This window comes from Massilia timonae CCUG 45783 (assembly GCF_000315425.1).
In the GTDB taxonomy this organism is placed as follows: Bacteria; Pseudomonadota; Gammaproteobacteria; order Burkholderiales; family Burkholderiaceae_D; genus Telluria; species Telluria timonae.
Map to the genome: position 1 here is coordinate 56,575 of NZ_JH992926.1, position 21,426 is coordinate 78,000.

Sequence of the window (21,426 nt, forward strand, 5' to 3'; positions counted from 1 at the left end):
AACGACATGCTATACTGGCGCCGTTCCGACTCTCGCACCGTATATGAGACGATTTTTCGTCATCTGCCTGACCCTGTTGCTCCCCCTGAACATGTTTGCCCTGGCCATGGCCGCATCCGCGATGCAGCCCGCCGCAGCGACGGAACACGTCACACCTTCCGAAGTCCTCATCCACACGGCTGCGCTCGAGACCGATGCCGCCGTGCCGCTGTTCGCCGACGCCTACCTGGCGGGCGGCTACGATTGCCAATCCGCCTGCGACATCGATCCCGATGAACCGCCGGCCGGCGCCGACGTCCACGACTCCGTGCACGAAGAGCTCGGCCTGCAGCTGTCCGGCCTGCCGGGCGGGGCGATCGCGCCCCGGTCGCCGCCGCGCGCCAACCATTCCTCGTTCCCGCCGCTAAAACCCCCGCGCGAGGCCTGAAGGCCTGCCTTCGCCGCAGTCGCGGCGCCCCTGGCCGATCACGATCCTTGCATCGCGACGCGCGTCGATCCGACCGCGCCGCCGTGCCCGCGATCGCGGCCGCGACACACTTTTAGCAAAATAACGAGGTAACACCATGGAATGGCTATTCGACCCGGCAATCTGGGCGGGTCTGCTCACACTCGTTGTCCTGGAAATCGTCCTGGGCATCGACAACCTGATCTTCATCGCGATCCTGGCCGACAAGCTGCCGCCGCACCAGCGCGACAAGGCGCGCCTGATCGGCCTGACCCTGGCCATGCTGATGCGCCTGGGCCTGTTGACCATCGTGTCCTGGCTGGTGACGCTGACCACGCCGCTGTTCGCGCTGGGACCGTGGTCGCCCTCGGGGCGCGACCTGATCCTGCTGCTGGGCGGCGTGTTCCTGCTGTTCAAGGCCACGGTCGAGCTGCACGAGCGCCTGGAAGGCGTGACCCACGTCCATACCCAGTCGAAGGTGTATGCCAGCTTCGGCGCCGTGGTGGCGCAGATCGTGGTGCTGGACGCCGTGTTCTCGCTCGACGCCGTGATCACCGCGGTCGGCATGGTCGACGAACTGGGCGTCATGATGGCGGCGGTGATCATTTCGATCGGCGTCATGATCCTGGCGTCCAAGCCGCTGACCCGCTTCGTCAACGCGCATCCGACCGTGGTCGTGCTGTGCCTCTCCTTCCTGTTGATGATCGGCCTGTCGCTGGTGGCCGAGGGCCTGGGCTTCCACATCCCGAAAGGCTATCTGTATGCGGCGATCGGCTTCTCGATCCTGATCGAGACCCTGAACCAGTTCGCGCGCCGTAACTTCCTCAAGAACGAGGCGCGCCTGCCGCTGCGCGACCGCACCGCCGACACCGTGCTGCGCCTGATGGGCGGCAAGCGGCGCCAGGATGCCGAGCCGGACGGCCAGGACGAGCAGATCGACGAGGCGCAGGCCTTCGGCGTCGAGGAGCGCAATATGGTCAGCGGCGTGCTGACCCTGGCCGACCGCTCGATCCGCTCGATCATGACGCCGCGCTCCGAGATGTCCTGGGTTAACCTCGACGACGAGGCCGACGCCATCCTGCGCCAGCTGCAGGAGTCGCCGCACAGCCGGATGCCGGTCGGCCGCGGCCAGCTCGACAACCTGGTCGGCATCGCCCGCACCAAGGACCTGATCAGCCAGCTGGTGCTGCAGGCGCGCATCGACGACGTGGTCGACGACGGCAATGGCGCCACTGGACCAATCCGCAAGCCGATCCTGCTGCCCGATACCGCCGGCGTGCTCAAGGCCATGGATACGCTCAAGCGCGCCCACGGCCAGCTGGTGCTGGTGACCGACGAATTCGGCATCGTCCAGGGCCTGTTGACCCCGGTCGACATCCTGGAAGCGATCGCCGGCGAGTTCCCCGACGAGGACGAGCAGCTGGCGATCCAGCCCAAGGGGCCCGGCGAGTGGGAAGTCATCGGCACCGCCGACCTGCACCAGCTGGAGCAGGTGCTGGAGACCGGGGGGCTGGTCAGCAGCGACGACGACTACACCTCGCTGGCCGGCTTCCTGCTGGCGCGCTTCGAGAGCTTGCCGGAGCCGGGCCAGGAGATCGAGATCGACGGCCTGCGCTACCGCATCCTGAGCGTCGAGGAGCGCCGCATCGCCAGGGTGCTGGTCCGGCGTATCGCGGCCGACGATGCCGCGCAGGCCGCCTGAACCCGTTTTTTTACCGTAACCGTACTAAGAAGGACATCATGAAACGTACTCTGTTGTTTATCGCGACCAACCTGGGCATCATGCTGGTGCTGGGCATCACCGCCAGCCTGCTGGGCGTCAACCGCTTCCTCACCTCGAACGGCCTGGACCTGCCCAAGCTGCTGATGTTCGCCGGCCTGATGGGCTTTGGCGGCGCCTTCATCTCGCTGCTGCTGTCCAAGCCGATCGCCAAATGGTCGACCGGCGCCCGCGTCATCGCCCAGCCTTCCAACCCGACCGAGCAGTGGCTGCTGAACACGGTGGCGGCCCAGGCCCAGCGCGCGGGCATCGGCATGCCTGAAGTGGCGATCTACGAGGGCGAACCGAACGCCTTCGCCACCGGCGCGACGAAGAACTCGTCGCTGGTCGCGGTGTCGACCGGCCTGCTGCAGTCGATGACCGAGCAGGAAGTCGAAGCCGTGCTGGCCCACGAGGTGGCCCACATCGCCAACGGCGACATGGTCACGCTGACCCTGATCCAAGGCGTGGTCAACACCTTCGTGATCTTCCTGGCGCGCATCGTCGGCTACTTCGTGGACGGCTTGCTGCGCAAGAATGACGAGGAAAACACCGGCCCCGGCATCGGCTACATGGTCACCGTGATCGTGTGCGAGATCGTGTTCGGCATCCTGGCCAGCATCATCGTGGCCTGGTTCTCGCGCCAGCGCGAGTTCCGCGCCGACCGCGGCGCCGCCAGCATCATGGGCCAGCCGCAGCCGATGATCGCGGCGCTGCGCCGCCTGGGCGGCATGGCCGAAGGCGAGCTGCCGAAGAACATGAGCGCGTTCGGCATCTCGGGCAAGGGCGGCGCGCTGGCGCTGTTCTCCAGCCATCCGCCGATCGAGGAGCGGATCGCGGCCCTGCAGGCGCGCTAATCGTTCGGGGCGATGCCCGGCACGCCGGCGCGGATGGCGCGTGAATAGTCGTCGGCGTCGCGGTCGGACTTGCGGGCGCGGGCATTGATGTGGCCGCGTTCGCGCAGCATCGCATACGGCAGGCCCGGGGTAAGCGCGCCCTGGTCGTAGGCATACTCGGCGAAATGGCCGGAGGCCAGCAGCCGGTAGTCGAGCGGCAGCGTCGGGTCGATATGGCGCGCCAGCTCGAACAGGATCGTGGTGCAGTTGCTGGTCAGGGTGTTGTAGAACTCGGGCTGGCCGCGCAGCCGTTCGGCGCGCGCCAGGTAGTCGAGCAGCACCGAGCGCAGCTGCGCCGGCGTCGCGCGCAGCCGGTACAGGTAGACCTGCTCGCCGCGCGCATTGCTGCGCGTGCGGATCAGGTCGCGCTCGTCGGCGGCGACGATCACCTGCTCGAACTTGCGGAAAAATCCGCCGAGCGCCGAGAACGTTTCGTCGCGTTCCTTGCGGATCTCGAGCGAGAACACCAGTCGCTGGCCGTCGCTGAAGCCGAACGACACCAGCGTGTGGGCGATGTGCGGCCCCATCCAGTACGACAGGATCAGGTCGGCCGATTCGAGGCGCGACAGGTCGTAGCGCCGCGTTTCCCAGCGCGGCGTGTAGTCGGTCTCGGTGCGCCACTCGAAGGCGCGCACATTGCGCAGTTCCAGGCGGTCGCCGTCCACCGTCGATTCCAGCAGGCGCGCCACGTCGTCGGCCCATGGACGATCGTGCGACGGCGCGAGCGACTGCCACCATCCCAGCATCGCGAGCGCCGCCAGCGCGCCGGCCAGCAGCAGCCTGCGTTCGCGCCGCCAGCCCGGCGTGCGCGCCAGGACCAGCGCCACGGCCAGGCCGAGCAGGGTCCAGGCGCCGCCCAGGGCCAGCGCGAGCGCCGGCGCCAGCTGGAACCACAGCGCGAGCGCGCCCCAGGCCGTCGCGGCCACGACCGCCAGCGCCGCCAGGCTCCTGGCCAGCCGCTTCCAGTTCACCGCGCTTCCTTCGCCGCCGCCGGCTCGGGCAAGAACCAGTTCAGCAGCAGCGCGCACAGGCCGCCGGTGGCGACGCCGGATTCGAGCACATTGCGCACCGCGCCCGGCATATGGGCCAGGAATTCGGGCACCTGGGACACGCCCAGCCCCAGCGCCAGCGAGACCGCGATCACCAGGAGCGCGCGGCGGTCGAGGGTGACGCTGGCCAGGATGTTGATGCCGGCCGCGGCGACCGCGCCGAACATGACCATGGCGGCGCCGCCCAGCACCGGTTCGGGCACCGCCTGGATCACGCCGGCGACCGCGGGAAACAGGCCCAGGATCACCAGGAACAGGGCGATCCACATGCCGACGTGGCGGCTGGCGATGCCGGTCAGCTGGATCACGCCGTTGTTCTGGGCGAAGATCGAACTCGGGAAGGTGTTGAACATGCCGGCCAGCAGGGAGTTGGCGCCGTTGACCAGCACCCCGCCCTTGATGCGCGCCATCCACAGCGGCCCTTCGACCGGCTGGCGCGAGACCTTGCTGGTGGCCGTCACGTCGCCGATCGCCTCCAGCGAGGTGACCAGGTAGATGACGATCATCGGGATGAACAGCGACCACGAAAAGCCCAGGCCGAAGTGCAGCGGCGTGGGCACCTGGAACAGCGGCGCCTCGTGCATGCCGCTGAAGTCCAGACGCCCCATCCAGCCGGCCAGCGCATAGCCGACGCCGAGTGCGATGACGATGGCGGCGCTGCGCATCCAGACCACCGGCACCCGGTTCAGGATCACGATGATGGCCAGCACCACGCCGGACAGCAGCAGGTTCTCGCCGTTGGCGAAGCTGCCGCCCGCCATGGCCGCGTAGCCACCGCCCATGCTGATCAGGCCGACCTTGATCAGGGTGAGGCCGATCATCAGCACCACGATGCCCGTCACCAGGGGCGTGATCAGGCGCTTGACGAAGGGCAGCACGCGCGAGACGCCCATCTCGATGAAGGAGCCGGCCACCACGACGCCGAAGATCGCCGCCATCACCGCCTCCACCGGCGTGCCCTGCTTGACCATCAGGGCGCCGCCGGCGATCAGCGGGCCGACGAAATTGAAGCTGGTGCCCTGCACGATCAGGAGGCCCGCGCCGAACGGACCGAAGCGGCGGCATTGCACGAAGGTGGCGATGCCGGAGACGACCAGCGACATCGAGACGATCAGGTTGGTGTCGCGGCTCGAAACGCCCAGCGCCTGGCAGATCAGCAGGCCCGGCGTGACGATGGGGACGATGATGGCCAGCAGGTGCTGCAGGGCGGCCAGCATGCCGAGCAGCGGGGGCGGGCGGTCGTCGAGGCCGAGGATCAGTTCCGGGTGGGTCTGCTGGGAGTGCGGTGTCGACATGGGGACGGCTGGCTGAGTAAAGAGGCGATTCTACAGGCAGACGGGCGGCGCGGGCGGCCGGCGTTGTAGAATGCCCCCTTTCACGGGGAGAGAGCAGGGCATGGCGGAGCTGACGGTATCGAGGATCCTGCACGCGGGGTATGTCTTCGAGTGCGAGGGCAGGCGCATCGCCTTCGACCCCATCTTCGAGAACCCGTTCAGCCGCAACTGCCATGCCTTCCCCGACGTGCGCTTCGACCTGGAGGCCATCCGGCGCCAGCGCTTCGACGCCGTGTTCATCTCGCACTTCCACGACGACCACTGCTCGCTCGACAGCCTCGACCTGCTGGAGCGCGCGACGCCGATCCACCTGTATTGCCAGTTCGGGGCGCTGTTCGACATGCTGCGCCAGCTGGGGTTCACCAACGTCCACGCGCTGGCCCTGGACCGGGCGGTCGAGGTCGGGCCGTTCACGGTGATCGCGCGCGAGGCGATGGATATCGACGTCGACTCGATGTTCCAGGTGCGCGCCGCCGGCATGAACGTGCTGAACGTGGTCGACTCCTGGATCGACGACGACACGCTGGGCCAGCTGGTCGCGCAGGGGCCGTGGGACATGGTGCTGTGGCCGTTCCAGACGATGCGCGAGCTCGAGGTGCTGGCGCCGTCGCGCCACGCCGCGGCGCCGCCCGGCCTGCCCGAACAGTGGCTGGTCCAGCTGCGCGCGCTGGCGCCGCGCTACATCGTGCCGAGCTCCTGCCAGTTCCGGCAGGAGCCGTGGTCCTGGTATAACCGCGCCTTCTTCCCGATCTCCTACGCCCGCTTCGCGCACGAGGTGGGAGCGGCCATGCCGCAGGCGCGGGTGGTGCGCCTGAACCCCTCGGTGTCGATGCGGCTCGACGCCGCCGGCCTGCACCCGGCGCCGCCGCTGGCGTGGGTCGTTCCGGTGGGCGAGCAGGACGTCGACTACGCCTATGCCGGCAATGCCGCGCCCCCGTCCACGGGCGAGATCGCGCGCCATTTCGCGCCGTTGAACGCGCAGGAGCAGGCGCGCGTGGCCGAGTACTGCCGCCGGGAGCTGGTGGCCAGGTATGGCGACATCGAAGCCGGGTCGGTGTATTTCGACCGGCCCCGCATCTGGCGCCTGTCGCTGTTCGACCATGCCGGCCAGGCCTGCCACTATCACTATCGCCTTGAAGGCGACAGCGCGGAACTGCTGGACGGCGCCGCCGGCCCGCTCGGCTGGAGCACCGAGGTCCCGGCCGCCAAGCTGTATGCGGCGCTCGAGCTGGGCGAGTCGCTGACCTCGATGTACATGCGCATCAATGACGAGCGCTTCGCGCCGGATGCCGAGCGCGAACTGATGGATGCCGACGTGGTCGACGATCCCTTGATCCGCTGCCTGTTCGGCGATACCTTCGGCGCCTACCAGGCGGCCCAGCTGCGCCGCCTGCTGGCGCGCTAGCTCACTCGCCCACCGCGCTCGACGCCACCCGGGCCAGCGACTGGCCATGGGGGTTGCTGACGCTGTGCGAGACCAGGATGTCGACCGGCGTCGGGATCGCCGAAAAGACCATCAAGGTGCACCGCGCCCGGGTCATGGAAAAGATGGGCGCCACGTCGCTGGCCCAGCTGGTGCGCGAGACCCTCGAACTCGAGGCGGGCGCGGTGTTCGCTGCCGACGGCGTGGACAGCGCAGGATGGCGATCCGCAGGCGCGCGCCGTACGTGCGCCCGGCACGATGGGGGAGGAGCGTCATGTTGAACAAACTCTTGGCCGAATTCATCGGCACATTCTGGCTGGTGCTGGGCGGCTGCGGCAGCGCCGTGCTGGCCGCCACCTTTCCCGAGGTCGGCATCGGCCTGACCGGGGTCTCGCTGGCCTTCGGCCTGACCGTCCTGACGGCGGCCTATGCGCTCGGCCCGATCTCGGGCGGCCATTTCAATCCCGCCGTGTCGGTGGGCCTGTGGGCCGGCGGACGCTTCCCGGCGCGCCACCTGGCGCCCTACGTCGTGGCGCAGGTGGTCGGCGCCGTGCTGGCCGCGGCCCTGATCTATGTGATCGCGAGCGGCAAGGCGGGCTTCGACGTCCAGGCCGGCTTCGCGGCGAATGGCTATGGCGAGCACTCGCCGGGCGGCTATTCGCTCGGCGCGGCCTTGGTGTGCGAACTGGTGATGAGCTTCATGTTCGTGCTGGTGGTGCTGGGCGCGACCCATCAGCGGGCGCCGGTCGGGTTCGCCGGCATCGCGATCGGCCTGGCCCTGGCCCTGGTGCACCTGATCAGCATCCCGGTGACGAACACCTCGGTCAACCCGGCGCGCAGCACCGGCCCGGCGCTGTTCGTCGGCGGCTGGGCGATGGCCCAGCTGTGGCTGTTCTGGCTGGCCCCCTTGCTCGGCGGTGCGCTGGCCGGGGTGCTGTACCGCAAGGTGCTGCAGCGCGAACCGGTCGAGCCGTCGGTTACCGGCCAGCTGGAACCGGGCCTCGGTCTCGGGGCGCGCACCTGACTTGCTCTCGCTTCTGCTCTCACTTCCGCTCTCACTTTTTAGCCTCGGGGAAATAGCGCCGAAAATATTCCTGACATTGACGCAGATTAAGCACTACAATCGTCATGCATCCTGTTATGACGATGCACCGTCAGCGCCCGCCCTTGTGCGGGCGCTTGTTCGTTGTGCCTCGCATGCAGCTGGCATATCCGCCGCGGCGGATATGGCATCGCGGGTCTGGCTCGAAAGGAAGCGGCGTGCAATCCGAGATCAAGTCATCTGTCATGGAAGCGATCGGCAACACCCCGGTGGTCAGGCTCGGCCGCGTGTTCGCGACGGCCAATGTGGTGGCGAAGCTGGAATTCATGAATCCCGGCGGCAGCATCAAGGACCGCATGGTGCGGGCGATGCTGCGCAAGTTGCCGCCGGAGGCCGGGCGCGTGGTCGAGGCGTCTTCCGGCAACACCGGCGCGGCCCTGGCGATGGCCAGCGCCGTGCTCGGCCTGGACTGCGAGGTCGCCGTCCCGGTCGCCACCAGCCGTGAAAAGATCCGGCGCATCGAAGCCTATGGCGCCACGGTGCGCGTATGCGACGCCGAACGCGGCCCGGACTACCAGGAGACGGCCCTGGACATCGCGCGCCAGGGCGGCGCCCACCACCTCGACCAGTATCGCTCGAGCCTGAACAGCCAGGCGCACTACGGCGACACCGCCCCCGAGCTGTGGTCGCAGATGAAGGGCGAGATCGACGTCTTCGTGTGCGGCGTCGGCTCGGGCGGGACGATCTCGGGCATCGGGCGTTACCTGAAGGAGCGCGATCCGTCGATCCGCGTGATCGGGGTCGAACCGCTGGATTCGGCCTACCGGAAGCTGGTGACCGACCTGCCGGCGAACGGCGAATTCTCCAGCGCGATCGAGGGCGTCGGCAAGGGCTGTCCGTCGCCCGTGTTCGATCCGGGGGTGGTCGACGACGTGGTCCAGGTGCCGGACGAAGAAGCGCTGGCCTGGATCCACCGGCTGGCGCGCGAAGAGGGCATCCTGGCCGGCGGTTCGAGCGCCTGCGTGGCGGCGGGGATCGCCCGCCTGCTGCCGCAACTGGGCAATGCCCGTGTGGTGACGATCTTTCCGGACTCCGGCGCGTTCTACCTGTCGAAGTATTTCTAGGCTCAGCGGCCGTCGCGGCCGGCGTCCTTGTCTGCCTCCGCCGGTTCCGGCGCGCGCGCCGTCGGCAGGTGCCAGCCGTAGCGGATGGCGGCCAGGCGCAGGCCGAAGCACAGGGCGGCGCCGGCCAGCGCGGTCGGGGTGCTGGGCAGCCCCAGGGCGTCACCAAGCACCACCACGGTGGCCCCGGCCAGGGCGGCGACGGCGTAGATGTCCGACCTGAACACGGCCGGCACGTTCGACAGCAGCACGTCGCGCGCGACGCCGCCGCCGATGCCGGTCAACATGCCGAGCAGCGCCGCCATCACCGGCTCCAGGCCGAACACCAGCGCCTTCTGGGCGCCGGCGACGCAGAACAGGGCCAGCCCGGCGCCGTCGAACACCAGCACCGGGTGGCGCAGGCGGTGCACGGCGGGCGACCAGAAGAAGATCGCCACCCCGGCCAGCAGCGACACGCCCAGGTAGCGCCAGTCGGTGAAGGCGGCCGGCGGCGTGGCGCCGATCAACAGGTCGCGCACGATGCCGCCCGAGGTGGCGGCGACGAAGGACAGCACCAGCACGCCGAACAGGTCGAGCTGGCGCCGCAGTCCGGCGGTGGCGCCGCTCAGGGCGAACACGAAGGTGCCGACCAGGTCGAGCGTCAGCACCAGGGTCTTCATGGCGGCGCCCATGTCGAGGGCGGAAACGGGGAACACGGCGTACCTCTGAACATGAATGGTGCAATCCGCACCGAGGATGCGGATTCTATAGCACCGCGCCGATCCGCGCCCGTCAATGCTCAGCCGCGCACGAAGGCCAGCAGGTCGGCATTGACCTGGTCCTTGTGGGTGTCGGTCAGGCCGTGCGGCGCGCCCGGATACACGATCAGCTGCGCGTGCGGCACCAGGCGCCTGGAGGCGCGTCCGGCGGCGTCGATCGGCACGACCTGGTCGTCGTCGCCGTGGATGATCAGGGTCGGGATCGTGAATTTCTTCAGGTCTTCGGTGAAGTCGGTCTCCGAGAACGCCTTGATCGAGTCGTAGGTGTTCTTGTGGCCGCCCAGCATGCCCTGCATCCACCACGACTGGATCAGCCCTTGCGAGACCTTCGCTCCTGGCCGGTTGAAGCCGTAGAACGGGCCGCTCGGGATGTCCAGGTAGAACTGGGCGCGGTCGGCCAGCTGGCTGGCGCGCAGGCCGTCGAACACCTCGCGCGGCAGGCCGCCCGGATTGGCCTCGGTCTTGAGCATCAGCGGCGGCACCGCCGAGATCAGGCCGGCCTTGGCGATGCGTGCGGTGCCGTGGCGGCCGATATAACGCGCCACTTCGCCGCCGCCCGTCGAAAAGCCGAACAGCACCGCGTCCCTGACGTCCAGGTGGTCGAGCAGCTCGGCCAGGTCGTCGGCGTAGTGGTCCATGTCGTTGCCGTCCCACGGCTGGCTCGAGCGACCGTGGCCGCGGCGGTCGTGGGCGATGCAGCGGTAGCCCTGGCCGGCGAGGAAGATCATCTGCGATTCCCAGCTGTCCGAGTTCAACGGCCAACCGTGGCAGAACACGATGGGCTGGCCGCTGCCCCAGTCCTTGTAATAGAGTTCGACGCCTTCCCTGGTGGTGTAGATGGCCATGTGGGTTTCTCCTTGGTATGAATGGTGGTGAACGGGAAAAGTGGGCGACTGGGCTTGCCGCGCCTGCAACACTGAGTAGACGCGAATTCACACCGCGGCGATACCTGTCAGAAGGAAGAGCCGGCAGCCACACGATCGGTGGTGGCGGACGTGGGCAGCACCGCCGGCGTGGTTGCGCAGCCCTGTGTCGCAGCCCGTGTATTTACTTCTTGTCGCGCGGCCGGCGAACGCTCAAGGTAGCGAAGGATGGATTCTTTACTGGCGCAGCCGCCCGCGCTGCACTACATTGAGACAAAGCGGGCGCCGTGGGCCGGCCGCATCGAATGGAGCGAACCGATGAACATGTCGAAACCCGGCGCGAACCAGCGCAGGACGTCGTCGCGCCGGCAAACCGGCGGCGCCATGCCTGGGCGCCCGGACCCGCACGAGGAAGCGGCGCTCGACGAAGCGCTTGCCGAATCCTTTCCCGCCAGCGACCCCGTGGCGGTCTCGATCAGCACGGCGGCTCCGGACGCGAAGCGGCGCATTGCACGATCCTCCGAACGCCCATCCTGGGCCCCAAGCGTGCGCCTTTTCGGCACGGCCGACTCTACACTTGGTACTCGTTATCGGAACACATACGGTCACTTTCCGCATGTTTTTCAGCACGATGTGCAGGCAGGCGACCGCCACCCGAGAAGGAGTCTTTACCGTGTCGACCACCATCACCATCAACGGAAACGCCGTTGCACTGCCAAGCGACCCGCGCGTTTCCCTGCTCGACTTCCTGCGCGAGCACCTGCACCTGAGCGGCACCAAGAAGGGCTGCGACCAGGGTGCCTGCGGCGCCTGCACCGTGTTGCTCGACGGCGAGCAGCGCATCCTGTCCTGCCTGGCGCTGGCCGTGCAATACCAGGGCCGCGCGATCACCTCGGTCGAGGGGCTGGCGGGCGACGGCCAGCTGCACGCCCTGCAGCAAGCGTTCATCGAACATGATGGCTTCCAGTGCGGCTATTGCACGCCAGGGCAGATCTGCTCGGCGCTGGGCATGGAGGCCGAGCTGCGGCGCGGCGTGCCGAGCTACGTCACCGACGACCTCGGCCTCGAGACGATCGCGCTCAGCAAAGAAGAAGTGCGCGAGCGCATGAGCGGCAACCTGTGCCGTTGCGGCGCCTACAACGGCATCGTGGCCGCGGTGACCGAACACCATGTGCAGCTTCACGCCAGGGCGCCGGCCGGGGAGGCGTCATGAACCCGTTCACCTTCGCCCGCGCCCAGGACGTGCAGGACGCCGTGCGCCAGGGCGCGGCGGCGGGCAGCCGCTATCTTGGCGGCGGCACCAACCTGGTCGACCTGATGCGCGAGACCATCGAACGGCCGGCGCAGCTGGTCGACGTCAGCGGCCTGTCGCAGCAGATCGACGAGCGTGCCGACGGCAGCCTGCTGGTTGGCGCCGCCGTCAGGAACACGGCGCTGGCCGAACACCGCGCGGTGCGTACGCGCTTTCCGCTGCTGGCGCGCGCCATCGCTTCCGGCGCATCGGGCCAGATCCGCAACATGGCCACCGTCGCCGGCAACGTCCTGCAGCGCACCCGCTGCACCTATTTCTACGACCGCGAGGGCGCCCACTGCAACAAGCGCAATCCGGGCGAGGGCTGCGACGCGCTCCAGGGCGTGCACCGCATGCATGCGGTGCTGGGGGCCTCCAGCGCCTGCATCGCCACCCATCCGTCCGATATGTGCGTGGCGCTCGCCGCGCTCGACGCCGTGGTCCACCTGCAGGGCGTGGGCGAGGCACGCCAGGTGCCGTTCGCCAGCTTTCACCTGCTGCCGGAAGACCATCCCGAGCGCGAAACCGTCCTCCAGCCCGGCGAACTGATCACGGCGATCGAGATCCCGGCGCTGGCCTTCGGCGCCAACTCCACCTACCGCAAGGTGCGTGACCGCGCCAGCTATGCGTTCGCGCTGGTGTCGGTGGCGGCCGCGCTCGAGGTGCAAGACGGGGTGGTCAGCGACGTGCGGCTGGCCCTGGGCGGCGTGGCGCACAAGCCGTGGCGCGCCGCGATGCTGGAGCAGATGCTGCGCGGCCAGCCGGCCGACGCGGTCCATTTCGAGGCCGCGGCGCGGGCCGAGATGGCCGACGCCAAGCCCTTGCGCGACAACGCGTTCAAGATCCCTCTGGCCCAGCGCATGATGGTGGCCGTGCTCGACCGCCTGGCCACCGTCCATTCCTGAGGAGCTCGAGTATGAAAATCGTGCAGAACATCCAGAAGGCCGGGCAGGCGATCATGCAGAAGGCGGTGGCGCTCGCGCCCGACCGCTACGTCACTGGCGGCAAGCCCGATCCGCTCGCTTCCAGCGACGATCCGCTGATCGGCGCGCCGGTGTCGCGCCTCGACGGCCCCGTCAAGGTCAGGGGCGAGGCGAGATATGCCGCCGAGTTCGCGCCGGCCGGCATGGTGCATGGCGCCCTCGTGTACAGCACGGTGGCGAAAGGACGCATTGCCGCCATCGACGTCGCCGGGGCCGAGGCGGCGCCCGGCGTCGTGCTGGTGATGAGCCACCTGAATGCGCCGAAGATGCAGCCGCCGCCGCTCCTGATGCGCGAGCCGCTGGGAGGCAGCGGGGATGCGCTACCGGTGTTCCAGGACGACCGCGTGCACTGGAACGGTCAGCCGGTGGCGGTGGTGCTGGCGGAGACGCGCGAGCAGGCCGACCATGCCGCGTCCCTGGTGCGCGTGCGCTACGCCGCCGAGGACGGGGTGACTTCCATGGAAGCCGCGCGCGCGGCCGGCGCGACAGTGGCCGGGTTCATGGGCGAGCCGCTGCAGGACATCGTCGGCGACGCCGAGGCCGCGCTGGCGTCCGCGGGGGAGCGGGTCGATCTGGTCTACCGCACCCCGCGCCAGAACCATCACGCCATCGAGCTGCACGCGGTGACGGTGGCCTGGGAAGGCGACGTCCTGCGGGTCCACGACTCGACCCAGGGCGTCGTCAATGCCGCCTTCACGCTGGCCCAGGTGTTCGGCATCGCGCAGGAACAGGTGCGGGTGACGTCGCCCTTCGTCGGCGGCGGCTTTGGCGGCAAGCTGGTGTGGCGCCACCATCTGCTGGCCGCCGCCGCGTCGAAGCTGTCCGGCAGGCCGGTGCGCATCATGCTGTCGCGCGAAGGCGTGTGTCGCGCCGTCGGCGGGCGCACGACGACCGAGCAGCGGGTGGCCATCGGCGCCGACCGCGACGGCCGCTTCGTTTCGCTGATCCACACCGGCGTGGCCGTGATGACCGAATACAATGCCATGCCCGAGCCGTTCATCCACAACGCACGGGTCCTGTATGCGGCCCCCGCCATGAAGCTCGAGGTGCAGAAGGTGACCATGAACATGGTCGCCAACGTCCCGATGCGCGCGCCGGGAGAATCGGTGGGGTCGTTCGCCCTCGAGAGCGCGGTCGACGAGCTGGCCGACCAGCTGGGCATCGACCCGATCGTGCTGCGCCGGCGCAACGAGCCGGTGCAGGACCCGATCGAGGGCACGCCGTTCTCGTCGCGCCACCTGATCGAAGCCTATCGCGCCGGCGCCCAGGCCTTCGGCTGGCAGGAGCGGCACACGAAGCCGCGCATGCGGCAAGAGGGCGAATGGCTGGTCGGCCTGGGCTGCGCCAGCGCGGTCTTTCCCTACTATCGGATGGAAGGCGGGGCGGCCCGCATCGTGCTTTCTCGCGACGGCCACGCACGGGTGTCGGTCGGCGCGCACGAGATGGGCATGGGCACGGCCACCGCCCAGACCCAGCTGTGCGCGGTGCGGCTGGGGCTGCCGATGGAAAAGGTGAGTTTCGGCTACGGCGACTCGGCGCTGCCGGGCGCGGTGCTGGCCGGCGGCTCGCAGCAGACGGCCGTGGTCGCTGCCGCCGTTAAGGCGGCGCACGCGGCGCTGTGCGCCGAGCTGCTCAAGCTGGCCGGACGCGATTCGCCATTGGCGGGCCTGAAGTTGGAACAAGTGCGCTCGCGCGACGGCGGCCTGTGCAAGGTCGACGATGCCGAGCGCTGGGAAAGCTACGCCGACATCCTGGCGCGGGCCGGCCGCGACGAAGTGGAGGTGACGGCCAAGGCGCCGCCGTCGCAGGAAAGCGAGCACTGGTCGATGCATTCGTACGGCGCGATCTTTTGCGAGGCGCGGGTCAATGTCGTCACCGGCGAGCCGCGCGTGACGCGCCTGCTCGGTTCCTTCGACGTCGGCCGCATCCTCAACGCCAAGACCGCCGCCAGCCAGTTGCGGGGCGGGATGATCATGGGCCTGGGCGCGGCGCTGATGGAAGAGACGCATCTCGACGAGCGCAACGGGCGTGTGGTCAATGCCAGCCTGGCGGAATACCACGTGCCGGCCCACCTGGACGTGCCGGAGGTCGAGGTGATGTGGCTCGACATTCCCGATCCGCATGCGCCGGCCGGCATGCGCGGGGTCGGCGAGATCGGCATCACCGGCACCATGGCGGCGATCGCGAATGCGATCTACAACGCCTGCGGCAAGCGGGTGAGGGAGCTGCCGATCACGCTCGATAAACTGATGTGATCGGGCGGCGAGGGCGCCCCGGCCGCCGCCGGGCGCTCGGGCGCTTATTTCGAGATGCGCAGGATGGCCGAGGCCAGGCGCGAGAAGCAGGGCGTCAGGTCGGCGTCGGTGGCGGCGTAGCAGTACATGCCGACCGGTTGTTCCGGCCTGTAGCAACGCTTCGGCGCATCGGCCACGTTGGCCATGCACTTCAGGATCATTTCTCCCGTATTGGCCTTGTCGTAATCGCCGGTCGTCTTCAGCGCCGAGCCCATACCGAGCGTAAACACGAAGATGCCCTCCTCGCGCGCCTTCGCGGCGACCGCTTCCGCGAGGTTGCGCGAAGCGAGCTCGACGTTTCGATCGATGACGTCGAGCGAACTGATATCGGCAGTGACTGTACGCGGATGGCTGCCCACGATGGGAAATTCCCGTTTGTCGTCATGGGCGTTGTACCAGTCCGGCAAGCGCCGCGTCTGCCATGCGCCACTGCGATAGATCTGGCAACCGGTGCTGACCGGGGCCAGGTCGCTGGTCCCGATCTTGTTGAGGCCGACACCGGCCGCATCGATGGCGCCGGCGCTGGTGCAGTCCAGCGGGTTGCGGAAAGTGAATTTCGAGGCGAGGCCGGTCGGGGCGCCGTCCGAGAAGAAGACGATCACGCGCATCGACGAGCGGTTGCTAAGCGGAATAGCGTTCAGTTCATCGCGGGCGTTCCACATCCCCTCGACCGAAGTGGTGCCGCCGTCGAACACATAACCGTCGATATTCTTGGTCAGCGCGCTACGGGTGAACCCCCGCGCCGAGCGGTTGATTGGATTATCGACCTCGGCGCCGTAAGCGAAATGCACCAGCCCGACCCGATCCTGCGTTACATTGAACTTGTTCAGGAAGCTTTTCGCCGAGGTCTTCACGGTAGAGGCCGAACCGAGCAGGGAGCGCGATGTGTCGACCACCAGCATCATGTCGAGGTCGTTGCGGATGGTCTGCGCCGTCGCCACCGGGGTCAGCGACGCGAAGCCCATCACCTGCATGATCGACACCGGCATCTTCGCATCGGCGTCGACGTCGATGATCGCCTGGCCACCCTTGAAGGTCACGTTCGTGCTCAGGATCCTCGGCGCGGAGAGCAGGTAATTGTCGGGGATATTGGCCGCGAAGAAATCCGCTGCTGCGGCGCGCGCGCTCGCGGTCTGCTCGGCCTGGTTATTGCCGGTGGTGACGGCGCGGGCGCCGGCCAGGGCGGCCGAATCGACCGCCGCGTTCAGGCGCGCCTTGATGAGGTAAGCCAGGCCGGCGTCGATGGTCAGGCCCACCACGCCGAGCAGGACGAGCATGGCGATGGCCACCATGATGGCGACAGCGCCGCGCTGCCGGTGAAGAATCGGACGCATATCAGAACACGCTCATGGAATACAGGTCGGGCCCGAAGGTGGGCAGGGCATCCTTGCGGAAGGTAAATGCGCTGACGAGCATGTCGAACTTGTAGAAAGTCTCGACCACGTAGACGATTTCTCCATCGTCGAGTTTGCCCGTCAGTACGGACACGGCCGGTCGCGACGCGCTGCTGATGCTGCTGCACTTGCCGGCGCTGTTCCACGAGCCGCAGGCATAGACGCGGCTGGTGGGCTGGTAAGTGCTCTTTCGGGCGCCGAGGTTGCGCGCGGCGTCGTCCCAGCGGTACTGGTCCAGCACCACGCTGCGCGTTCCGCCCGTCCCGGTCACGCCCATCACGCGCGTAATGTACATCATCCCTTGCTGATTGACATTCAGTGGCGGCGCGCTGGACATCACCGCGTAAATGATGTCCTGGCTGCCGTCCTCGAGGTCGGTGCCGCCGCGCGCCACCAGGTTGGCGCCCTCGCGCCCGATATTGGTCATGATGATGTTCGCCTGCAGTGCCCGGGCGCCGTCGATGGCGCACAGCGCCAGGATCACCAGCATGGGCAGCAGCAGGGCGAGCTCGACCGCCGCAACGCCGCGCTCGGATTTGCGGATTTTCGGTACAGTCATGACGGATTTGCGCATTCTAAATTGCGTCATGGGAATATCTCATTACGCATGGTGGCTGCGACGGAGAAGCGGTAAGTGCCATCGGTGAAAAAGCTCGACAAAATCGGTGTCGTCACCGGCCAGCCGCAGTCGAGCTGGATCACGAGGATGTCGCCGGGTGCGCCGAACATGCCCTTGCCGTAGGTCGCATATTTGGTGCCGTTGACCGAGACCTGGGCCGAGGTGCGTTCGAACATCCCCATCGAGTTGTCGCGGATCCTGGCGATGACGACATTGGGATCGGCAGTCTGGCCGGTGATGGCGTAGCGGCCGCCTTCGCGCACCGCATACTGCATCGTCAGGGTCGCGAAGAACATCATGCTGAGCTCGATGATCGCGACCAGCACCAGCAGGAACACCGGTGCAATGATCGCCATTTCGACGATCGTGGCGCCGGACTGACGTCGGGGAAGGGAATACATCGTCATCCAGGAATTTTTACGGAAAGTATGACTTGGCATGCGGTAAGCTTCGGGGATTCTACAGGGCAAAAATCATTTCCCGCATCGCTTTTAGAAAGGATTCAACGCCGCTGTCGGGGCCGCACAACATGAATTGGCTAGCTAGCATCGTCCCTTCCTTCCTTCGTTCAACGGTCCGCGCGCGCACGGGCCAGTCGAGCGCCGAGCAGCGTGTGGCCTCCGCCGACGCCGAAGTGTGGATGGTGTTCGGCATGCGCGTGCTGCTGGCCGTGTCGGCGCTGCTCACGCTGTATATCGGGCCGGGCGGCGTGACGGTCTCGGGCGAATGGACCTGGGCCGTGTTCGCGGCCTATGTCCTGCACAGCCTGACCCTGCTGGCGATCGCCGGCTACCGCGCCGGCTTTTCGCACGGCCCGCTGGTGTACTGGATCGACATCGCCTGGTATGGCGTGATCGTCTGGGCCAGCGGCGGCAGCGCCAGCCCCTTCTTTTCGTTCTTCTTCTTCGCCATCCTGGCCGCCTCGTTCCGCCACGGCTTCGACGCCGGCGCCAAGCTCACCCTCGGTTCGGTCGGCGTGGTGGCGCTGTCGGTGCTGGCGGCGCAGGGCCTGGCGTCGCTGCACATCCTGCTGCTGCGCGCGACCTTCGTGCTGGCGCTCGGCTATATGGTCGCGTTCTGGGGCGGATTGGCGGTCGACCAGCGCCGGCGCCTGGCGTTGCTGCGCGACGTCAGCCGCCTGTCCAATCCGCGCTTCGGGGTGCAGCACACCCTCGACTCCCTGATGGAAAAGATCCTGCGCTTCTACGGCGCCGACAGCTGCGTGCTGCTGATGCAGGACAGCCATGAGCGCTGGGTGATGAGCACCGCCCACCATCCAAAGAGCGCGCGCGCGATCAGCCGCAGCCGGCCGGACGAGGCCGACATCGAGCCGCTGCTCGGGCTCGAGGATGGCGCCAGCCTGTACCAGGCGCCGCCGCGCCACTTCGGCCTGTTCGTGCTGGGCCGGGCCACGGCGCTACACCAGGGCAAGGACACGCGCGAGTGGCGCCGGGCCGATCCCGATGCCTGCGGCCACGTCGCCGACCTGCTCGATGCCGAGGGCTTCATCAGCGCCACGCTGCCTCTGCGCAAGGGCAGAGGCCTGATCATCGTCACCGGCGCGCGGCTCAAGCGCAGCGATGCCAGTTTCCTGAAACACATCGTGCAACAGGCGTTCCCGGTCATCGAAACCATCGACCTGCTCGACCGGCTGGCGTCGGAAGCGGCGTTTCGCGAGCGCCAGACCATCGCCCGCGACTTGCACGACAGCACAATTCAGCCGTATATCGGCCTGCGCCACGCGGTGGCCGCGATCCGCAACCAGGCCGGCGACGACAGTCCGGTCGCGCCCGAGCTGGACCGCCTGATGGCGATGTGCTCGGGCGTGATCGGCGACATGCGCGACTTCGCCCAGCGTTTTCGTAGCGGGCGCCAGGAAGAACCGGAACTGCTGATCGCGCTGCGGCGCCAGCTGCGCCAGGTGGAAACCTTCTATGGCCTGGACGTGATGCTGGAAATGCATGCCGACAGCGGCATCAACGACCGCATGGCGGCCGAGGTGTTCCAGATCGTCACCGAAGGCATCAGCAACATCTGCAAACATACGCGGGCGCGCACGGCCGGCGTGGTGGTGGAAGAAGAGGGCGGCCTGCTTGCCATCGATATTTTCAACCCGGCGGCCGTGGCCGGACAGGCCGCGGCGCCTTTCGTGCCGCGCTCGATCGCCGAGCGGGTCCAGGGCCTGGGCGGCAAGCTGGAGGTCGAGGCCGACGGCCGCCAGACCCTGCTGCGCATCCGCATTCCGATCTGAACACGCCAAGTTTCAAGGAGAACCATGACCATTCGTATCTTGCTGGTCGACGACCATAAAACCATGTTGTGGGGCCTGGAGCGCCTGATCCAGGCCGAGGGCGACGCTTTCCAGCTGGTCGGCAGCGCCAGCGACGGCGTCGAGGCCAAGGCCTTGTGCACCGAGTTCAAGCCCGACATCGTGCTGCTGGATCTCGACCTGAAAGGCAGCAGTTCGATCGACTTCCTGCCGGCGCTGATCGAGAACGGGACGAGCAAGGTCGTGATCCTCAGCGCCAACCGTGACCAGGCGACGCTGGCGGCGGCGGTCAAGGCCGGCGCGCGCGGCGTGGTCAGCAAGGAGGCGCCGACCGACGATGTGCTGGCGGCCGTGCGCAAGGTGCATGGCGGGGAATTGTGGCTCGACCAGACGCTGATGCAGGCCCTGCTGGGCCAGTTGGTGGCCCCAAGCCCGAAGGCCGATCCGGAAGCCCAGCGCATCGCCTCGCTCACGGCGCGCGAGCGCGAGGTGATCGGCATGATCGTGCAGGGCAAGGGCGCCCTGAACAAGGACCTGGCCGAGCGCGCCTTCATCTCCGAGCGCACGCTGCGCAACCACCTGACGACGATTTACCAGAAGCTGGACGTGGCGAACCGCCTCGAATTATACGTCTACGCCACCAAGCACGGCCTGTCCTGACCGTACCCGTCGGCGCCCCACCCGGGGGCGCCCCACATCCTGTCGTCCCCCTCCCACACGGCGTCCAGGACATATGTCCTAGACCGCCACGGCAAGAAGTCCCCCTCAAAAAGGTAGTTTTGACGGATGGCAACGAAAGTGCCGATCCGTAAGATTCAACCCATGCGCTGCGTATCGTTTCATGCGGTACGGCGGCAAGAGGACAGGAGCGAACGTGTACGACAAGGAAGATAACCCGGAGCAGCATTACGAAAGAAGCGGCAGCCCGGCGATGTCGTACCTGGTCCTGAGCGTCCTGCTCGCAGTCGTCTGCTTCATTGCGGCGCTGGCCGTGTGGACGAGCGCATAAAGCCCAACTCATTCATATCACTGAAAGGAACCACCATGAACTTCATCGCCAACCTGATCAAAGAAGAAGACGGCGTCACCGCAATCGAATACGCACTGATCGCCTCGCTGATCGCCGGCGTCATCATCGCCGCTGTCAGCCTGCTGGGTGGCAACATCAGCACCCTGTTCAATACCCTGGCCGCCCGTATTTCGGCGAAGACCCCGACCGGCGCCTGATCGTCGTTTAGCGGCCGCCGCCAGTCGGCCCCCATCCGGCACGGAAGTTTCGTGCCGGATTTTTTTTGACCGGAGCCAAACTTGACAACCCTGCCACTCCTGCTGCTGTTTGCACTGCTCGGCGCTGCCGTCTGGCACGACGTGCGTGCGCGCCGCATCCCGAATGCCATCGTGTTTCCCGGCATGCTGGCGGCGTTCGCGCTGCACGCGCTGCTGCCGCAGGGGCAGGGCCTGTTCGGACCGCAGGCAGGTAGCCTGGGCCTGCTGCAGTCGCTGGGCGGCTGGGGCCTGGGCCTGGCGCTGCTGCTGCCGATGTATGCGCTGCGCCTGATGGGCGCCGGCGACGTCAAGCTGCTGGCGATGGTGGGCGCTTTTGTGGGCGCCGGCCAGATTCTGACCGTGGGCCTGGTCACGCTGGTGGCCGGCGGCCTGCTGGCGCTGGCGTTCGCGGCATGGCAGGGCAGTCTGCGCCGTCTGGTCGGCAATGCTTACCACATGGCCATGCACAGCGCTTTTTCGGCACTGGCAGGCAGCATCGCCGCGCCGGTCACGCCGCCGGAGGCAGCCAGCGGCCGCCTGCCGTACGCGGTGGCAATCGCCGTCGCCACGGTCGGCTGCGTGCTGTGGATCCGTGTGCACGGGGAGCTGCCGTTGTGAAC

General features: G+C 67.7%; 23 protein-coding genes. 15 read left to right on the forward strand and 8 right to left on the reverse strand.

Going from position 1 to position 21,426, the window contains the following annotated elements:
• The first annotated feature begins 43 nt into the window (after positions 1 to 43).
• The 3 genes from HMPREF9710_RS23095 to htpX all read left to right on the forward strand — a co-directional run bounded on the left by HMPREF9710_RS23095 (position 44) and on the right by htpX (position 3,061).
• A complete protein-coding gene (locus tag HMPREF9710_RS23095) occupies positions 44 to 427 on the forward strand; it encodes a hypothetical protein (protein ID WP_005670470.1) in 384 nt (127 codons plus the stop codon).
• Between the two features lie 136 nt (positions 428 to 563).
• Positions 564 to 2,147, forward strand: a complete 1,584-nt coding sequence (locus HMPREF9710_RS23100) for a TerC family protein (RefSeq protein WP_005670472.1) — start codon at positions 564 to 566, stop codon at positions 2,145 to 2,147.
• Between the two features lie 38 nt (positions 2,148 to 2,185).
• Positions 2,186 to 3,061, forward strand: a complete 876-nt coding sequence (gene htpX / locus HMPREF9710_RS23105; RefSeq protein WP_005670474.1) for a protease HtpX — start codon at positions 2,186 to 2,188, stop codon at positions 3,059 to 3,061.
• On the opposite strand, the gene HMPREF9710_RS23110 is transcribed toward htpX, so the two are convergent.
• Both HMPREF9710_RS23110 and HMPREF9710_RS23115 read right to left on the reverse strand, forming a co-directional pair.
• Entirely contained in the window at positions 3,058 to 4,071 is a 1,014-nt protein-coding gene (locus tag HMPREF9710_RS23110) for an Lnb N-terminal periplasmic domain-containing protein (protein WP_005670476.1), read from the reverse strand. The genes htpX and HMPREF9710_RS23110 overlap by 4 nt on opposite strands.
• Positions 4,068 to 5,444: a uracil-xanthine permease family protein gene (locus HMPREF9710_RS23115; RefSeq protein WP_005670477.1), complete on the reverse strand. Its 1,377-nt coding sequence runs from the start codon at positions 5,442 to 5,444 to the stop codon at positions 4,068 to 4,070. Before HMPREF9710_RS23115 ends, HMPREF9710_RS23110 begins: the two co-directional genes overlap by 4 nt.
• Positions 5,445 to 5,544: 100 nt before the next feature.
• On the opposite strand from HMPREF9710_RS23115, the gene HMPREF9710_RS23120 reads away from it, so the two are divergent.
• From HMPREF9710_RS23120 to HMPREF9710_RS23130, 4 genes are all read left to right on the forward strand, one after another.
• The gene (locus tag HMPREF9710_RS23120; RefSeq protein ID WP_005670479.1) at positions 5,545 to 6,888 is read left to right on the forward strand and encodes an MBL fold metallo-hydrolase; all 1,344 of its coding nucleotides are present in this window, start codon (positions 5,545 to 5,547) and stop codon (positions 6,886 to 6,888) included.
• A gap of 53 nt (positions 6,889 to 6,941) precedes the next feature.
• Entirely contained in the window at positions 6,942 to 7,187 is a 246-nt protein-coding gene (locus HMPREF9710_RS27395; protein WP_081589997.1) for a LuxR C-terminal-related transcriptional regulator, read from the forward strand.
• Complete coding sequence (aqpZ, locus tag HMPREF9710_RS23125; RefSeq protein ID WP_005670483.1) at positions 7,181 to 7,930, forward strand: aquaporin Z; 750 nt, start codon at positions 7,181 to 7,183, stop codon at positions 7,928 to 7,930. The genes HMPREF9710_RS27395 and aqpZ overlap by 7 nt, the downstream gene beginning before the upstream one ends.
• A 236-nt stretch (positions 7,931 to 8,166) precedes the next feature.
• A complete protein-coding gene (locus HMPREF9710_RS23130; protein ID WP_229409920.1) occupies positions 8,167 to 9,072 on the forward strand; it encodes a PLP-dependent cysteine synthase family protein in 906 nt (301 codons plus the stop codon).
• A 2-nt stretch (positions 9,073 to 9,074) separates the two neighbouring features.
• Here HMPREF9710_RS23130 and HMPREF9710_RS23135 read toward each other — a convergent pair whose 3' ends face one another.
• The 3 genes from HMPREF9710_RS23135 to HMPREF9710_RS23145 form a co-directional block, all read right to left on the reverse strand.
• Positions 9,075 to 9,764 carry a trimeric intracellular cation channel family protein gene (locus HMPREF9710_RS23135; protein WP_005670486.1) on the reverse strand — a complete coding sequence of 230 codons (690 nt, stop codon included), beginning with the start codon at positions 9,762 to 9,764 and terminating at the stop codon, positions 9,075 to 9,077.
• An 83-nt stretch (positions 9,765 to 9,847) separates the two neighbouring features.
• Positions 9,848 to 10,759: an alpha/beta fold hydrolase gene (locus HMPREF9710_RS23140; RefSeq protein WP_370659818.1), complete on the reverse strand. Its 912-nt coding sequence runs from the start codon at positions 10,757 to 10,759 to the stop codon at positions 9,848 to 9,850.
• 194 nt (positions 10,760 to 10,953) lie between these two features.
• The gene (locus HMPREF9710_RS23145) at positions 10,954 to 11,199 is read right to left on the reverse strand and encodes a hypothetical protein (RefSeq protein WP_005670488.1); all 246 of its coding nucleotides are present in this window, start codon (positions 11,197 to 11,199) and stop codon (positions 10,954 to 10,956) included.
• Positions 11,200 to 11,363: 164 nt separating this feature from the next.
• On the opposite strand from HMPREF9710_RS23145, the gene HMPREF9710_RS23150 reads away from it, so the two are divergent.
• From HMPREF9710_RS23150 to HMPREF9710_RS23160, 3 genes are read left to right on the forward strand one after another with little or no spacing between them, the layout of a single operon-like run.
• Positions 11,364 to 11,903: a 2Fe-2S iron-sulfur cluster-binding protein gene (locus HMPREF9710_RS23150; RefSeq protein WP_005670489.1), complete on the forward strand. Its 540-nt coding sequence runs from the start codon at positions 11,364 to 11,366 to the stop codon at positions 11,901 to 11,903.
• A complete protein-coding gene (locus tag HMPREF9710_RS23155; protein ID WP_005670490.1) occupies positions 11,900 to 12,886 on the forward strand; it encodes an FAD binding domain-containing protein in 987 nt (328 codons plus the stop codon). The genes HMPREF9710_RS23150 and HMPREF9710_RS23155 overlap by 4 nt, the downstream gene beginning before the upstream one ends.
• Positions 12,887 to 12,897: 11 nt before the next feature.
• Positions 12,898 to 15,219 carry a xanthine dehydrogenase family protein molybdopterin-binding subunit gene (locus tag HMPREF9710_RS23160; RefSeq protein ID WP_005670491.1) on the forward strand — a complete coding sequence of 774 codons (2,322 nt, stop codon included), beginning with the start codon at positions 12,898 to 12,900 and terminating at the stop codon, positions 15,217 to 15,219.
• Positions 15,220 to 15,263: 44 nt separating this feature from the next.
• On the opposite strand, the gene HMPREF9710_RS23165 is transcribed toward HMPREF9710_RS23160, so the two are convergent.
• From HMPREF9710_RS23165 to HMPREF9710_RS23175, 3 genes are read right to left on the reverse strand one after another with little or no spacing between them, the layout of a single operon-like run.
• Entirely contained in the window at positions 15,264 to 16,592 is a 1,329-nt protein-coding gene (locus HMPREF9710_RS23165) for a TadE/TadG family type IV pilus assembly protein (RefSeq protein ID WP_040778056.1), read from the reverse strand.
• A gap of 1 nt (position 16,593) precedes the next feature.
• Positions 16,594 to 17,211 carry a TadE/TadG family type IV pilus assembly protein gene (locus HMPREF9710_RS26755; protein ID WP_157225725.1) on the reverse strand — a complete coding sequence of 206 codons (618 nt, stop codon included), beginning with the start codon at positions 17,209 to 17,211 and terminating at the stop codon, positions 16,594 to 16,596.
• A 26-nt stretch (positions 17,212 to 17,237) separates the two neighbouring features.
• Positions 17,238 to 17,711, reverse strand: coding sequence for a TadE/TadG family type IV pilus assembly protein (locus HMPREF9710_RS23175; protein ID WP_157225726.1), 474 nt, complete (start codon positions 17,709 to 17,711; stop codon positions 17,238 to 17,240).
• Positions 17,712 to 17,800: 89 nt separating this feature from the next.
• On the opposite strand from HMPREF9710_RS23175, the gene HMPREF9710_RS23180 reads away from it, so the two are divergent.
• The 5 genes from HMPREF9710_RS23180 to HMPREF9710_RS23195 all read left to right on the forward strand — a co-directional run bounded on the left by HMPREF9710_RS23180 (position 17,801) and on the right by HMPREF9710_RS23195 (position 21,424).
• Positions 17,801 to 19,522 carry a sensor histidine kinase gene (locus tag HMPREF9710_RS23180; RefSeq protein ID WP_005670495.1) on the forward strand — a complete coding sequence of 574 codons (1,722 nt, stop codon included), beginning with the start codon at positions 17,801 to 17,803 and terminating at the stop codon, positions 19,520 to 19,522.
• A gap of 24 nt (positions 19,523 to 19,546) precedes the next feature.
• Positions 19,547 to 20,200, forward strand: a complete 654-nt coding sequence (locus tag HMPREF9710_RS23185; protein WP_005670496.1) for a response regulator — start codon at positions 19,547 to 19,549, stop codon at positions 20,198 to 20,200.
• Between the two features lie 214 nt (positions 20,201 to 20,414).
• Positions 20,415 to 20,549: a hypothetical protein gene (locus tag HMPREF9710_RS28785; protein WP_267871923.1), complete on the forward strand. Its 135-nt coding sequence runs from the start codon at positions 20,415 to 20,417 to the stop codon at positions 20,547 to 20,549.
• Positions 20,550 to 20,584: 35 nt separating this feature from the next.
• Positions 20,585 to 20,767 (forward strand): Flp family type IVb pilin, encoded by a 183-nt coding sequence (locus tag HMPREF9710_RS23190; protein WP_005670498.1) that lies wholly within the window; start codon positions 20,585 to 20,587, stop codon positions 20,765 to 20,767.
• Between the two features lie 81 nt (positions 20,768 to 20,848).
• Complete coding sequence (locus HMPREF9710_RS23195; protein ID WP_005670499.1) at positions 20,849 to 21,424, forward strand: A24 family peptidase; 576 nt, start codon at positions 20,849 to 20,851, stop codon at positions 21,422 to 21,424.
• Positions 21,425 to 21,426 lie beyond the last annotated feature (2 nt).